This is a genomic window from Micromonospora sp. DSM 43699 (genome assembly GCF_055517075.1).
Genome location: NZ_JBTMMT010000011.1, coordinates 12456 through 27147 on the forward strand (window position 1 = coordinate 12456; position 14692 = coordinate 27147).

The 14692-nt window shown below is 72.7% G+C and carries 10 protein-coding genes; 6 read left to right on the forward strand and 4 right to left on the reverse strand.

Going from position 1 to position 14692, the window contains the following annotated elements:
• The first annotated feature begins 591 nt into the window (after positions 1–591).
• Both AC0AIB_RS08240 and AC0AIB_RS08245 read left to right on the forward strand, forming a co-directional pair.
• Positions 592–756 carry a hypothetical protein gene (locus AC0AIB_RS08240; RefSeq protein ID WP_328348623.1) on the forward strand — a complete coding sequence of 55 codons (165 nt, stop codon included), beginning with the start codon at positions 592–594 and terminating at the stop codon, positions 754–756.
• A gap of 386 nt (positions 757–1142) precedes the next feature.
• Complete coding sequence (locus AC0AIB_RS08245; RefSeq protein WP_091246605.1) at positions 1143–1463, forward strand: antibiotic biosynthesis monooxygenase family protein; 321 nt, start codon at positions 1143–1145, stop codon at positions 1461–1463.
• A 218-nt stretch (positions 1464–1681) separates the two neighbouring features.
• On the opposite strand, the gene AC0AIB_RS08250 is transcribed toward AC0AIB_RS08245, so the two are convergent.
• From AC0AIB_RS08250 to AC0AIB_RS08260, 3 genes are all read right to left on the reverse strand, one after another.
• Positions 1682–2959, reverse strand: coding sequence for a lanthionine synthetase LanC family protein (locus tag AC0AIB_RS08250; protein WP_465096347.1), 1278 nt, complete (start codon positions 2957–2959; stop codon positions 1682–1684).
• A gap of 179 nt (positions 2960–3138) precedes the next feature.
• Positions 3139–3816 carry a class F sortase gene (locus tag AC0AIB_RS08255; RefSeq protein ID WP_465096370.1) on the reverse strand — a complete coding sequence of 226 codons (678 nt, stop codon included), beginning with the start codon at positions 3814–3816 and terminating at the stop codon, positions 3139–3141.
• 221 nt (positions 3817–4037) lie between these two features.
• Positions 4038–4742 carry a hypothetical protein gene (locus AC0AIB_RS08260; protein WP_328348625.1) on the reverse strand — a complete coding sequence of 235 codons (705 nt, stop codon included), beginning with the start codon at positions 4740–4742 and terminating at the stop codon, positions 4038–4040.
• 213 nt (positions 4743–4955) lie between these two features.
• On the opposite strand from AC0AIB_RS08260, the gene trmB reads away from it, so the two are divergent.
• The 3 genes from trmB (at position 4956) to AC0AIB_RS08275 (ending at position 9062) form a co-directional block, all read left to right on the forward strand.
• A complete protein-coding gene (gene trmB, locus AC0AIB_RS08265; RefSeq protein WP_465096371.1) occupies positions 4956–5582 on the forward strand; it encodes a tRNA (guanosine(46)-N7)-methyltransferase TrmB in 627 nt (208 codons plus the stop codon).
• A gap of 179 nt (positions 5583–5761) precedes the next feature.
• Positions 5762–8275 carry a DEAD/DEAH box helicase gene (locus AC0AIB_RS08270; RefSeq protein ID WP_328348626.1) on the forward strand — a complete coding sequence of 838 codons (2514 nt, stop codon included), beginning with the start codon at positions 5762–5764 and terminating at the stop codon, positions 8273–8275.
• A gap of 142 nt (positions 8276–8417) precedes the next feature.
• Positions 8418–9062, forward strand: a complete 645-nt coding sequence (locus AC0AIB_RS08275; RefSeq protein ID WP_328348627.1) for a hypothetical protein — start codon at positions 8418–8420, stop codon at positions 9060–9062.
• Positions 9063–9944: 882 nt separating this feature from the next.
• Here AC0AIB_RS08275 and AC0AIB_RS08280 read toward each other — a convergent pair.
• On the reverse strand, positions 9945–10424 hold the full coding sequence (locus AC0AIB_RS08280; RefSeq protein WP_328348628.1) for a cytidine deaminase family protein: 480 nt from the start codon (positions 10422–10424) through the stop codon (positions 9945–9947).
• 189 nt (positions 10425–10613) lie between these two features.
• On the opposite strand from AC0AIB_RS08280, the gene hrpA reads away from it, so the two are divergent.
• Positions 10614–14669 (forward strand): ATP-dependent RNA helicase HrpA, encoded by a 4056-nt coding sequence (hrpA, locus tag AC0AIB_RS08285; RefSeq protein WP_465096348.1) that lies wholly within the window; start codon positions 10614–10616, stop codon positions 14667–14669.
• Positions 14670–14692: the final 23 nt, after the last annotated feature.

Genomic DNA, 14692 nt, shown 5'->3' on the forward strand with positions numbered 1-14692 from the left:
CGAGTCCCCTCCGGACGTTCTGAACGTTCGCCGCCATCCTGCTACGCGGTGTGTTCGGACCGCAACTCTCGGCAGGGTGGACTTCAGAGCGACGCCGCCGGTCCGGGTGAGATCCCCACCGGTCGCGTCTGCCGAGGGGCCGTCCGGTAGGAGGGGACCGGACGGCCCCTCCTCCAACACCTCACGAACAGAAGGGACCCCGCCGTGCCCGAGGAGCAGCCGAAACCACCACCCGCCCCGAACCCACCGCCGCCGCCCCCACCACCCGCGCGCCCGATCGTCCCCGGCCCGATCGGTCCGTTCATCCCGCCCTACCGGGGGCCGGGCCGGATCACCGGCGTCGTGCCGGCGCACCGCTGGGCGGGGCGGCGCAACCGGGGGCCGCAGTGCCCGGGGTAGCGGTCGCCGCCGGTGACCTGCTGCACCTGACCAGGGAGGCAAGCGTGCAGTTCAGCCGGCCGATCACGGTCCGGGTCATCCGGGTGCTGACCGACTGGCACACGTACGACGGGTGGGTGTGGATCGACGCGTACGAGCTGAATGGTGCCGGTGACGCGGTGCGGCGGCGGACCCTGTTCCTGATGCCGGCGGGTGCCCGCCGGCACACCCCGCAGCCGGGGCCGCCGGCCGGGTCTGTTGATTCTGCTGTCCCGGTTGTCGGTGGAGGCGACCGACCACCTGACGCAACTCGACAGCGGTCGCCAGGCCGACCTGACCGACCGCTTCATGACCTGGGCCCGCCCGCCCGCCTACTGAACCGTCCCGCGCTGGCCGCGCTGCTCCCCACCACTCTGCCGACGGCTGCCCGCCCCCGCCCGCCACCCGGCCGGCGACCGGGCGACGCAGGCGTATTGTGGAGAGTTGTTGCGCCCCTGGCGCCCCTGGCGCCCCTGGCGCCCCTGGCGCCCCTGGCGACAACAACTCTCCACAAAGCCGCGTGCACTCCGCGCTCCCCCCGCCGGAAGCGCGTCTCCCCGCGCTCGGCATGCGCCCACGCCCCGCAGCCCGCGCGCCGCGCACCGCACCGGGTCCGCCCGCCGCATCCTGCACGGCAGCTCCGCGTCGCGCGGGCACCACCGACGGCGTACGGCCAGGCTGGCCGCCGGACGGTCCGGCGGCAGTGGCGGGGCTAGGGTGGTGGGATGGCAGTCGTGAAGATCAACGCGATCGACGTCCCGCCCGGTGCCGGCGAGGAGTTGGAGAAGCGGTTCGCCGCGCGGGCCGGGGCGGTGGAGAACTCCCCGGGCTTCCTCGGCTTCGAGCTGCTGCGCCCGGTCGCCGGGGAGAGCCGCTACTTCGTCTACACCCGGTGGGAGACCGAGGAGGCCTACCAGGCATGGGCGGCCGGGCCGTCCCGGGCCGCGCACGCCGGTGGTGAGGGTGGCGAGCAGCGGCGACCGGTCGCCTCCGGCGCGACGCTGCTGGAGTTCGAGGTGGTCCAGCAGGTGACCGGCAAGGGCTGAACAGCGATGCCGTCGGGCCGGGCCGGGACTCCACCGCCACCGGCCCGACGGGGAGCCGGCACCGTCAGCCCGACAGGTAGCCGGCACCGTCAGCCCGACAGGGACCGTCCGACGACGTCGACCTCCCACGGCCACCGATCGACACGTTCGACGCCACCTACCGGAGTGACGGCCGGCGGACCGGCTGGGCGACGGACCGGGTCAGGCGGCGGACCGGGTCAGAGCCAGGGTAGGACGGGCGCGGTGGCGGGGGCGGCCAGCCGGGCGAGCCAGCCGGCGATCCCGGCGGCGCCCTGCATGAAGCCGGGCTCCGGCGGCAGCTCCGGCGGGGTCCGGGTGTGCTCGGTGTTCGACCAGGTGCCGCCCGCCGGGGTGGACAGGGCACGGGAAAGAACGTCCTCGGCGAGCGTGTTCGCCCAGGTGAGCAGGGCAGGGTCGGCGGCGTCCTGGAAGCGGTCGACCAGCAACTGCCCGACCCCGGCCGTGCCGCAGCAGCGGGCGAGATTGTCCCAGTACCCCGGGTACATCCGCTGCGGGACACGGCTGTCGCGCAGCGCCCCCAGGCACTCCTCGACGGCCTGCCCCCAGCGGGGCTGCGGGTCGACCGTGTCGAGGAGAGCGAAGAGCCGCACCGTACCGGTCGGGCCGTGGCACCAGCCGAAGGCGACCGCCGGGCGGTCCGGGTGGGGCGGAATCAGCAACGGCAGGGCCCACCCGTCGGGGCGGCGACCCAGGGCCAGCAGGCCGTCGGCGGCGCGGACGGCGATGTCGCGCAGATCGTCGCGATGCAGGGTGACGCCGGCAGCGGCGAGGGCGTAGGCGACGCCGGCCGTACCGTGGGAGAAGCCGGGCATCAGGCGCTCGTCCCCCGCCCGCATCCGCCAGTGCGGCCGGTCGGGCCGCTCCTCGGCCAGCCCCACCAGCCCGTCGGCGAGGACGTGTGCGGCCTGCGTCACCACGCTGTCGGCACCATCGTCGAGGGCGTCGAGGAGGGCCAGCAGGATGCCCGCGTCGCCGGAGATGACGTCGGAACACCGGCCCGGGTCCACTGGCCGGTGCAGCAGCCGTTCGGCGATCCGTGCCGTCACCGACGCGGCGGTGTCGAGGGCCGTCCGGTCGCCGGAGACCCGGGACCAGGCGCGCAACGCGACAGCGACCCCGGCCCAGCCGCCGAACAACCCGTCGTCGGGCAACGTCGCGGCGTCGGGCTCGTGCCGGGCAAGATGCACCAACCGGCCCCGGGCACCGGCCGCGACCCGGCCGAGCGCCGACCCCGCCGCGGTGGCGACGCCACCGTCCGTCGTGGTGACGGCAGGCCCGTCGGCAGGGTGGCGGCCGGTGCTGGTGGCCTCGGCGCAGCCGAGCAGCACCCCAGCGGTCCCGGCATAGAGATCGTCGAAGCGTTCGCCCGCCTCCTGCCAGCCCAGACCACCGTCGGCGGGCACCGCCACCGACTCGATCCACCTGAACGCCTGCTGCACCACGTCCGCCGTCACCGCGCCGATCCTGCCATCGCCGCCCGATGGCGTCCCCGCAATATCGCGTGGAGCGCGGCCGTCAGCGCCAGGTCACGGCAGGTGCTTGCGGGCACGCCCCGACAGGGTGAACGGGTCCCGGCCGGCACCTGGGGCACGACGGTCAAGACCGGATCTGGCCGGTGCCTGGGGCACGGGGGTCAGGGTGAGCGGGTTTCGGCCAGCGAGGCGAAGGCGATGACGTTGTCGGCGTAGCCGGTACGCCCGCCGATCCACTGGCCGCCACAGGTGATCAACCGCAGGGCCGGCGCTCCGCTGTCGCCGTAGACCCGGTCGGCGGGCAGTGCCGACTTGTCGAAGAACTCCACCGAGTCGACCCGGAACATCACCACCCGGCGGTCGTCCCGGGTCACCTCGATCCGATCGCCGGGTTTGAGCTTGCGCAGGTCGTAGAAGACCGACGGCCCGTCCTTCGAGTCGACGTGCCCGACGATGATCGCCCGGCCCGGCTCGCCGGGGGTCGGGCCCCGGTCGTACCAGCCGGTCTCGTGGTGCCGGTCCAGCGGGGGGACGTCGATCGACCCGTCCCGGGCCTGACCGACCGGGGCCACCGGGGCGGCCACCTTGATCGCCGGCACGGCGAGCCGCACTGGTCGGCTGGCCGGCAGACTGCCCGGTGGAGGGCTCGTCCGGGCACCGGCCACCGGGCGCTGCGGCGACGCGTCGGTCCGGTCCAGGGGCCCGACCGTACGACCCAACCCGGCCCCGGTGGCGAAGACCCCGAGCAGCACCAGCAGCACAGCCACCGGCACCGACCAGGGGTTCCGGGTCGACTCCGGGGGACCACCCGGCGACGCCGCCGGACCCGGGGCGCGCAGCTGCGCGGACGGCCCACCGGTGGGCGGGAACCAGCCACCACGCGGCGGGAGCGAAGAGATACCCGGCGGCACCGGCCCACCGGGCGGCGGGAACGGACCGTTACCCGGCGTCACCAGGCTACCGGGCAGCCGGATCGGGTCGTGGTGCTGCGGGTTCGGGCTGGCGGGTGGCGGGAGCGGGCCGCTTCGGGGACCCGAGGAGGCGGGTGGCGGGGGCATGGTCAGCTCCCGGCGACGCCGCGCGGCCGACGGGCCGCCACGATCCCGACGACGGCCCCGGCGATGGTCAACGCCAGCCCGCCGGGCACCAGCAGGCCCCCGGGCACTCCGCTGTCGGCCGCGCCGCCGAAGCCGGTGTGCGGCCCAGGGCTGGGCTTCACCTTCTCGACCACCTGGAGAGACGTCGAGGCGGTCGCCCCGTCGGGGCATTCCAGCTTGATCCGGTAGCTGCCGGGCCGGACCCGTTCCCTGACCATCGGAGCAGCCCTGAGCAGCCCCTGCTGCGGCTGGACCTGGACCCGGCCGAAGGCGTCCGAGACGACTGTCGCCGGGATCGAGTTGTCGTGACAGCTCGCCCGGATGCCGACCAGATAACCCGGCTCGACGGTGCCCGGCGTCACCTCGACGAAGAGGACGCCGGGCGGCGGCTGCGGGTTCCCACCCTGGTCCGGCCCAGGCTGCCCCGGCCCGGGAACCGGAGCGGCCACCGGCGGGGCGGCCACCTGTCGAACAGCCGGTAGCGAAACGACCTCCCGCGCGTCGGCCGCCGACCGGGCAACCGCCGGCGGACCAGCAACCGGTGAGGCGACAAGCGGCGGGGCGTTCCGCAGGGGGACGGCCGAGGCCGGGGCGGTGCTGCACCAGGCGGAGGCGAGGGCACCGGCGGCGACCGCCAGCGCGGCGCGGTGCAGCATGATCGACACCATTCCCCCTCCGGCGTCCCGGGCAGCGCCGGACCGACCTGCGCGCCGACCTGCCGTACGGGATGAATCGTCTCACCCTCCGACCGACGGCACATCCGATACGACGGAACCGTCGCGTACGCTCGGGTCGCTGTGACCTCCCTCGACCCTGACCCCGCCGTCCCGGTGGCCCCGCCGGCCACCCGGATCCGCACCTTCCACCCCCGGCGTGGCCGGATGAGCGGCCGGCAGACCGATGCGCTGACCCGGCTGTGGCCGGCGTACGGGACAGCAATCGCCGACCTCGACGGGCCGGTCGATCCGGCCGGGTTGTTCGGCCGCGACGCCCCGGTGGTGCTGGAGATCGGCTCCGGGATGGGCGACGCCACCGCGGCGATGGCCGCCGCCGACCCGGGCCGCGACTACCTGGCGGTCGAGGTGCACACCCCGGGCATCGCCCGCCTGCTCGACCTGGTGCAGCACCACGGCCTGGGCAACGTCCAGGTCGCCGAGGGCGACGCGTTGGACCTGGTCCGGGCCATGCCGGAGGGCTGTCTGGACGCGGTGCACGTGTTCTTCCCCGACCCGTGGCCCAAGTTGCGGCACCGCAAGCGGCGGATCATCCAGCCGGAGCACGTGGCGCTGCTGCGCTCCCGGCTGGCCCCCGGCGGCACCCTGCACTGCGCGACCGACTGGGCCGAGTACGCCGAGTCGATGCGGTCGACGCTGACCGCCGACCCGGAACTGGAGGACGTGTACGCCGGTTACGCGCCCCGCCCCGCCCACCGCCCGGTCACCAAGTTCGAGCGCCGGGCGTTGACCGCCGGCCGCCCCGTCTTCGACCTGATCCACCGCCGTCGCTGACGGCACGCCTCCGCTGTATCACCGATCGGTGGCGTCCGACCGCTGGCGATACCGCTACTTCAGCGCTCTTGCGATTCCACACGGCACTGCCGGCGCATGGGCGGACGGGGGCTGACCGGGGCGGGCGGCGGTGACCCGGTTGGCGTGGGGGGTGGTGTTGCGGGCACGATGGGGGCGCTATGACGCTGACTGCCGCGCTGCCTCGAAGCGCCGACCCCGACACCCTCTTCGACGCGTTCGCCGGCTGGGCGTCCGAGCGTGGGCTGGACCTCTACCCGCACCAGGAGGAGGCGGTCATCGAGATCGTCTCCGGCGCGAACGTGATCATGAATACGCCTACCGGTTCGGGCAAGAGCCTGGTCGCGATCGCGGCGCACTTCACCGCCCTGGCCGACGACCGGACGAGCTTCTACACCGCCCCGATCAAGGCCCTGGTCTCGGAGAAGTTCTTCGCGCTCTGCGAGGTGTTCGGCGCGGAGAACGTCGGCATGCTCACCGGCGACGCCAGCGTCAACGCCGACGCCCCGATCATCTGCTGCACCGCCGAGATCCTGGCCAACCTGGCGCTGCGCGAGGGGGCACGGGCCGACGTCGGCCAGGTGGTGATGGACGAGTTCCACTTCTATGCCGAGCCCGACCGGGGCTGGGCCTGGCAGGTGCCGATCATCGAGCTGCCGCAGGCGCAGTTCGTGCTGATGTCGGCCACCCTGGGGGACACCACCCGGTTCGTCGACGACCTGACCCGGCGTACCGGCCGGTCCACCGCCGTCGTCCGCTCGGCCGAGCGGCCGGTCCCGCTGATCTTCTCGTACGCGATGACCCCGCTGCACGAGACGCTCGAAGAGCTGCTGGAGACCAAGCAGGCCCCGGTGTACGTCGTGCACTTCACCCAGGCCGCCGCGCTGGAACGCGCCCAGGCGCTGATGAGCGTCAACGTCTGCACCCGGGCCGAGAAGGACATGATCGCCGCCGCGATCGGGAACTTCCGGTTCACCTCCGGCTTCGGCAAGACACTGTCCCGACTGGTGCGCCACGGCATCGGCGTGCACCACGCCGGCATGCTGCCCAAGTACCGCCGACTCGTGGAGACGCTGGCCCAGGCCGGGCTACTCAAGGTCATCTGCGGCACCGACACGTTGGGTGTGGGCATCAACGTGCCGATCCGCACGGTGCTCTTCACCGGCCTGAGCAAGTACGACGGGGTACGCACCCGGCTGCTCAAGGCCCGCGAGTTCCACCAGATCGCCGGCCGGGCCGGTCGGGCCGGCTTCGACACCCTGGGGCGGGTGGTGGTGCAGGCCCCCGAGCACGTGATCGACAACGAGAAGGCCCTGGCCAAGGCCGGTGACGATCCGAAGAAGCGCCGCAAGGTGGTGAAGAAGAAGCCGCCGGAGGGCTCGATCGGTTGGGGCGAGCCGACCTTCCAACGCCTGGTCGAGGCCGAGCCGGAGCCACTCACCTCCAGTTTCCAGGTCAGCCACTCGATGCTGCTCAACGTGATCGGTCGGCCGGGTGACGCGTTCGCCTCGATGCGGCACCTGCTCACCGACAACCACGAGGACGCCGCCGCCCGGCGCCGGCACATCCGCCGGGCGATCGCCATCTACCGGGCGTTGCGCGCAGGCGGGGTGGTCGAGCAGCTCGACACGCCCGACGAGACCGGCCGGCGGGTCCGGCTCACCGTCGACCTCCAGCTCGACTTCGCGCTCAACCAGCCGCTCTCGCCGCTGGCCCTGGCCGCCATCGAACTGCTCGACGTCGAGTCCCCGTCGTACGCCCTGGACGTGTTGAGCGTGATCGAGTCGATCCTCGACGACCCGCGCCAGGTGCTCTCCGCGCAACAGTTCAAGGCGCGCGGCGAGGCGGTCGCCGCGATGAAGGCCGACGGCATCGAGTACGAGGCCCGCATGGAGCTGCTCGACGAGGTGACCTGGCCCAAGCCGCTTGCCGAACTGCTGCACGCCGCGTACGAGATGTACCGGCAGGGGCATCCGTGGGTCGCCGACCACCAGCTCTCCCCCAAGTCCGTGGTCCGGGACATGTACGAACGCGCGATGACCTTCGGCGAGTTCGTACAGTTCTACGGGCTGACCCGGTCCGAGGGGCTGGTGCTGCGCTACCTCGCCGACGCGTACAAGACGCTGCGGCAGACCGTCCCGGAGGACGCCAAGACCGAGGAGCTGATCGACCTCATCGAGTGGCTGGGCGAGCTGGTCCGCCAGGTCGACTCCAGCCTGATCGACGAGTGGGAACGGCTGCGCAACCCCTCCGACGTCGCCGACGCGGCCAAGGCGCACGCGTCGCTGGAGGAGCGGGTGCCGGCGGTCACCCGCAATGCCCGCGCCTTCCGGGTGCTGGTCCGCAACGCGTTGTTCCGTCGGGTCGAGTTGGCCGCCCTGCGCCGCTGGTGGGACCTCGGCGAGCTGGACGGCGCATCCGGGTGGGACGCGGACGCCTGGGCCGAGGCGCTGGAGCCGTACTTCGAGGCGTACGACGGGATCGGGGTGGGACCGGACGCCCGGGGGCCCGCGCTGCTCATGATCGAACAGGGGCGGGAGAAGTGGACCGTCCGGCAGATCCTGGACGACCCGGAGGGCGACCACGACTGGGGGATCAGCGCCGAGGTCGACCTCGGCGCTTCCGACGAGGTGGGGGCCGCCGTGGTCCGGGTGACGGACGTCGGGCAGCTCTAGCCTGCTCTTCGCAGGGGCCGTCGAACTTTCTTTCCAGGGGCCGTCCGGTGCGTCCGGACGGCCCCTTTTCTGCCCTGGGCGATGTCACCCCCGTCGATTAGAATGTATGTACTAATCGACCTTCTGAGCTGGGAGGACGCCCATGACCGCGCCCACCTCCGCCCCCCTCACGCCGTACGCCACCCTGCTCGGTTTCACCCGGTACGTCGACCGCACCGGCCCCACCAAGGCCAGCTTCGTCGGCGGGCTGCGCAAGCAGCGGGCCAGCCGGCACGGGTTCAACCCGCACGGCCAGTTCGTCAAGGCGCTCAAGGCCGACATCGCCTTCCACACCGGCGGCACCCACCTGGCCGGCATCGCCGACGTGGTCAAGCCGCGCTGGCGTCCGCTCTACCAGGCGCTGACTCCCGGCGCGACGGCCTGGCTGGAATCGCTCGGCGAGCCGACCGGCATCGACCTGGCGCAGACCCGCGACGCCCTCGCGATGCTCGGCGACCTCCCAGTCAAGATCAACCCCCACTTCGGCATCCGGTACGCCGACGGTCACGCCGAGGCGGTCCGGCTGCACTTCGACGAGGCCCCGCCGAGCGAGGAGGCGGCCCTGGCCACCCTGCACCTGATGGCCCGACACATGGACGCCGTGCTGCCGCACGCCGAGCCAGTCCTGGTCGACGTCCGTCGCGGCGTGGCGCTCCGGACGCCCGACCACGTCAAGCCGGCACAGGTCGAGCAGTGGCTGGCCGGCGAGGCCGCCGCCTTCCGCGCCATCTGGTCCACCGCCGCCTGACCCCGACAGGCCAACCCCGACAGGGCCAAGATTACTAGGCAGGGCCCACTCCCGACCGGCAGTGACCCCGTCGTCCCCGCCACCCACCCCGACGCGCCACGAGCCCCCACCGCCAGCAGCAAGCCCACCGCCAGCAGCAAGCCCACCGCCAGCAGCAAGCCCACCGCCAGCAGCAAGCCCACCGCCAGCAGCAAGCCCACCGCCAGCAGCAAGCCCACCGCCAGCAGCAAGCCCCCCCCCAGCAGCGTCGGGGCCTCTTCGTGGCAGGGACGCTGCTGCGTCGTCACCCACCCGCCCCGCCCGGCGTCCTACTGGACACGATCACCGAGCAAGATCGTGCTCGATCAATGTTGTCAACACCGTTGCGTTAACGCCGTGGGCGGCTGGTCAACCCGGGACAGGAAGTGCCCGATCGGGGACCGGGGTGGGCCCGCTTGGCGATCATGGAGTGGTGGTGCCGACCTTGGGGGCTTTACAGGCGTTCTGTCACCCACCACAACTCCATGATCGGCGAGGCAGCGCTGGGTGACGAACAGCCGTTCCACCTAACACAACGGTGTTGTCTATGTTGTAGTGGCATCCCTAGTCTTGGAGGCCACTACAACATGGGTGCAGCGTGATCTAGCCTCCCGAGGGCAGCTCGACCTCTCATGCCGGCGTCAGTCGACCCGCCCGAGTTATCCACAGTTCGCCTCACCTTATTCGAGCACCTTAGGGTCACCTAGCCGAGGATTGTCGATCCACCTGCGGTTTCGTGCCGGCGGCGGACGTCACGACGGGTCGGCCAGGACGGCATCGGCCTCACGCCGCCCGTCGGCAGCGTCGGTTCGGCTCGCCGGGCCGGTGGTGGGCCGAACCGGACCGCCGGACGACAGTGCCCGCTCAGTCCTCCGAGGCGGGTCGGCTCGCCGGGACAGTCGGCATCGGCCAGTGACCGGTCCGGACGATCGCCGACGCGTCGAGGCGCTGGTCGGCCCAGACGTACGTCTCCGGCAGCAGGTCGGTGACCGGCAGCTTCCGTAGTGCGTCAAGCGGCCCGACGATGACCTGGATGCCCGGGTGGTAGTCGAGCAGCACCTGCCGGCACCGGCCGCACGGCGGAATCACCCCGCGCCCCCGGTCGCCCACCGCGACGATGGCCTCCAGCTCCCCCGCACCCTGGGTGGCGGCGGCACCGAGGGCCACGATCTCGGCGCAGGGGCCACCGGTGAAGTGGAAGAGGTTCACTCCGGTGAAGACCCGGCCGTCGCTGGTCCGGGCCGCCGCCGCGACGGTGTGGTTCTCGCTGCGGCAACGCAACTTGGCGACCGCCGTGGCGGCCTGGACCAGTGCGCGGTCGGTGTCCAGCATCGTCGTCGTCATCCGGCAGCCCCCGTGGTCGCGTCCTCCGGCGGTCAGCGTAGCCCGGCGACAGCTGGTTTCCCGGGCAGCGCTCCGGCGGACGCGACCGCATCCGGACCGGGCCACCGGGGGCTGCGGGGAGCCGCGCTGCGCCGCGAGGGCGTAACCCGGGGGCGGTCCGGCGGCGCACTGCCTATCCTTGGCGACGACATGCAGAATCCAACCGCCTCCGGCCCCGCCACGCCCGCCGACGCCGTTTCCGCCCGCGAGCTGCACCGCCGCCTCACCCCGCTGATGTTCCGCGACCAGCGCCGCCTCCAGCGTCGGCTGGACGGGGTACGCAAGCTGCGCGACCCGCAGCGACGCGACGAGGCGCTTGTCGAGATCGCCGGGGAGGTGTCCCGGGCGGAGTCCCGGCTGGCCGCCCGGCGGGCCGCCGTGCCGACCATCACCTATCCGGCGCAGTTGCCGGTCAGCGAGCGCCGCGACGACATCGCCGCCGCCATCCGGGACCACCAGGTGGTGATCGTGGCCGGCGAGACCGGCTCCGGCAAGACCACCCAGCTGCCCAAGATCTGCCTGGAGCTGGGGCGCGGGGTCACCGGGCTGATCGGGCACACCCAACCCCGCCGGTTGGCCGCCCGGACGGTCGCCGACCGGATCGCCGAGGAACTCGGCACCGAGCTGGGCGACGTGGTCGGCTACAAGGTGCGCTTCACCGACCAGGTGAGCGACCGCAGCCTGGTCAAGCTGATGACCGACGGCATCCTGCTGGCCGAGTTGCAGACCGACCGGATGCTGCGCCAGTACGACACGTTGATCATCGACGAGGCGCACGAGCGCAGCCTCAACATCGACTTCATCCTCGGCTACCTGCGTCAGCTGCTCCCCCGCCGTCCCGACCTCAAGGTGGTCATCACCTCGGCGACCATCGAGACCGCCCGGTTCGCCGAGCACTTCGCCGATGCCGAGGGCAGGCCCGCGCCGATCGTCGAGGTATCCGGACGGACCTATCCGGTGGAGGTGCGCTACCGGCCGCTGGTCGAGGTGACAGAGGGTGACGAGGACGAGGGCGACGACGAGGAGAACGTCCGCGACCAGATCCAGGCGATCGGCGACGCGGTGCAGGAGCTGGCCGCCGAGGGGCCGGGCGACATCCTGGTCTTCCTCAGCGGCGAACGGGAGATCCGGGACACCGCCGAGGCGCTGGGCAAGCTGACCCAGTCGAAACGCTCGCTGCTGGGCACCGAGATCCTGCCGCTCTACGCCCGGCTGTCGGCCGCCGAGCAGCACCGGGTCTTCGCCGCCCACCCCGGACGCCGGGTGGTGCTCGCCACCAACGTCGCGGAGACCTCGCTGACCGTCCCCGGCATCAAGTACGTGGTGGACCCGGGATCGGCCCGGATCTCCCGCTACTCCAGCCGGTTGAAGGTGCAGCGGCTGCCCATCGAACCGGTCTCCCAGGCCTCGGCCAACCAGCGTAAGGGCCGCTGCGGCCGGACCTCCGACGGCATCTGCATCCGGCTCTACGACGAGCAGGACTTCGCCTCCCGGCCGGAGTTCACCGACCCGGAGATCCTGCGCACCAACCTCGCCTCGGTCATCCTCCAGATGACCGCGATCGGCCTCGGTGACCTCGCCGCGTTCCCGTTCATCGACCCGCCGGACCGGCGCAACGTCACCGACGGGGTCAACCTGCTGCACGAGCTGGGCGCGCTGGACCCGACCGAGGCCGACCCGGCCAAGCGACTCACCCCGTTGGGCCGGCGGCTGGCCCAGCTCCCGGTCGATCCCCGGCTGGCCCGGATGGTCATCGAGGGAGAACGCAACGGCTGTGCCACCGAGGTGCTGGTGATCGCCGCGGCGCTGTCGATCCAGGACCCCCGGGAGCGGCCGGCGGAGAAGCAGGCCCAGGCCGACCAGGCGCACGCCCGGTTCGCCGACAAGGAGTCCGACTTCGTGTCGTTCCTCAACCTCTGGCGTTACCTGCGCGAGCAGCAGCGGGAGCTGTCGTCCAGCGCGTTCCGCCGGATGTGCCGGGCGGAATACCTCAACTACCTGCGGGTCCGCGAGTGGCAGGACATCGTCGCCCAGTTGCGCCAGGTGCTGCGTACCCCGGAACAGGGTGACGGGCGGCGGGGCCGGCGGGGCGCGACGCCGCCGACGGCCGACGGGGGCCGGCGCGGCCCGGCCGCCGACCTGCCGGAGGAGATCGACACCCCGAAGGTGCACCAGTCGCTGCTGCCCGGGCTGCTGTCGCACATCGGGCTCAAGGACGCCCAGAAGCACGAGTACCTGGGCGCGCGGGGGGCGAAGTTCGCGGTCTTCCCCGGTTCGGCGCTGTTCAGGAAGCCGCCGCGCTGGGTGATGGCAGCCGAACTGGTGGAGACCTCCCGGCTGTGGGGCCGGGTCGCCGGGCGGGTCGAGCCGGAGTGGGTGGAGCCGCTGGCCCAGCACCTGGTCAAGCGCAGCTACAGCGAGCCGCACTGGGAGAAGAACCAGGCCGCCGTCATGGCCTACGAGAAGGTCACCCTGTACGGCGTCCCGCTTGTCACCTCCCGCAAGGTCAACTTCGGGCGGATCGACCCGGTGCTGAGCCGGGAGCTGTTCATCAGGCACGCCCTGGTCGAGGGCGACTGGCAGACCCACCACCCGTTCTGGCGGGACAATCGTCGGCTGCTCGCCGAGATCGAGGAGTTGGAGAACCGGGCCCGCCGCCGGGACATCCTGGTCGACGACGAGAGCATCTTCGCCTTCTACGACCAGCGCATCCCCGCCGACGTGGTCTCCGGACGACACTTCGACGCCTGGTGGAAGAAGGCCCGGCACGAGCAGCCCGACCTACTCACCTTCACCCGGGAACTGCTTGTCAACGCCGGGCGCGGCGGGGTCGACGAGGCCGACTTCCCGGACGAGTGGCGGGCCGACGGGGTGACCCTGCCGCTGACGTACACCTTCGACCCGACCGCGCCCACCGACGGCGTCACCGTCGACATCCCGCTGCCGCTGCTCAACCAGGTGCCGGCGGAGAGCTTCGACTGGCAGGTACCGGGGCTGCGCGAGGAGTTGGTGATCGCGTTGATCCGGTCGCTGCCCAAACCGGTCCGGCGCAACTTCGTCCCGGTGCCGGACTTCGCCCGTGCGGCGCTCGCCGCGATCACCCCGGGCGAGGAGCCGCTGCTGGACGCGCTGGCCCGGCAGTTGCGCCGGATGACCGGGGTGAACGTCCCCCGGGAGGCGTGGGAGCCGGCGAAGTTGCCGCCGCACCTGCGGGTGACGTTCCGGGTGATCGGCGACGAGGACAAGCCGGTCGCCGAGGGCAAGGACCTGCCGGCCCTGCAACGCCAGCTCCGCCAGGAGGTACGCCAGGTGGTGGCCGCCGCCGCGCCCGAGGTGGCCCGCACCGGGCTCACCGCGTGGAGCATCGGCACCCTGCCCCGCACCATCGAGCAGGTACGCGCCGGCTACGCGGTGACCGCCTACCCGGCGCTGGTGGACGAGGGCACCACGGTCGGGGTGAAGGTCTTCGACTCGGAGGCCGAGCAGGCCGCCGCGCACTGGGCGGGCACCCGGCGGCTGCTACGGCTGACCGTGCCGTCACCGGCGCAGTTCCTCCAGGGGCGGCTGAGCAACGAGGCGAAGCTGGCGCTGAGCCGCAACCCGCACGGGGGGGTGCAGCAGCTCATCGCCGACGTCGCCGGGGCCGCCATCGACAAGCTGGTCGCCGACGCGGGCGGGCCGGCCTGGGACGCCGACGGCTTCGCCGCCCTGCGCGACAGGGTGCGCGCCGACCTGGTCGACACGGTGGTCGAGGTGATGGGCCGGGTCCGCCAGGTGCTCGCCGCGGCGTACGCGGTGGAGCAGCGCCTCGGCGCGACCCGCAACCTGGCGGTGGTGGCCGCCCTCGCCGACCTGCGTCAGCAGCTCACCGGCCTGGTGCACGACGGCTTCGTCACCGAGGCCGGCTACGCCCGGCTGCCCGACCTGCTGCGCTACCTGACCGCGATGGAACGCCGGCTGGACCGGTTAACCGCCAACCCGCAACGGGACAGGGCCCAGCAGGACCGGATCGCCACGGTGCAGAAGGAGTACCGGGACCTGTTGGCCGGGCTGCCCCCGCCCCGCCGCGCCGCAGCCCCGGTACGGCAGATCCGCTGGATGATCGAGGAGCTGCGGGTGAACGTCTTCGCCCAGGCCCTCGGCACCCCGTACCCGGTCTCCGAGCAGCGCATCTACCGCGCGATGGACGACGCCGAAGCCCGCTGACCGACGACGCCGAGGCCCGCTGG

Bases quoted from the DNA above. Each gene is read 5' to 3' on its own strand.
- AC0AIB_RS08245 (WP_091246605.1), top strand. From the start codon at position 1,143: ATGGCAGTCGTGAAGATCAACGCGATCGACGTCCCGCCCGGTGCCGGC.
- AC0AIB_RS08260 (WP_328348625.1), bottom strand. From the start codon at position 4,742: ATGGTGTCGATCATGCTGCACCGCGCCGCGCTGGCGGTCGCCGCCGGT.
- trmB (WP_465096371.1), top strand. From the start codon at position 4,956: ATGAGCGGCCGGCAGACCGATGCGCTGACCCGGCTGTGGCCGGCGTAC.
- AC0AIB_RS08270 (WP_328348626.1), top strand. From the start codon at position 5,762: ATGACGCTGACTGCCGCGCTGCCTCGAAGCGCCGACCCCGACACCCTC.
- AC0AIB_RS08275 (WP_328348627.1), top strand. From the start codon at position 8,418: ATGACCGCGCCCACCTCCGCCCCCCTCACGCCGTACGCCACCCTGCTC.
- AC0AIB_RS08280 (WP_328348628.1), bottom strand. From the start codon at position 10,424: ATGACGACGACGATGCTGGACACCGACCGCGCACTGGTCCAGGCCGCC.
- hrpA (WP_465096348.1), top strand. From the start codon at position 10,614: ATGCAGAATCCAACCGCCTCCGGCCCCGCCACGCCCGCCGACGCCGTT.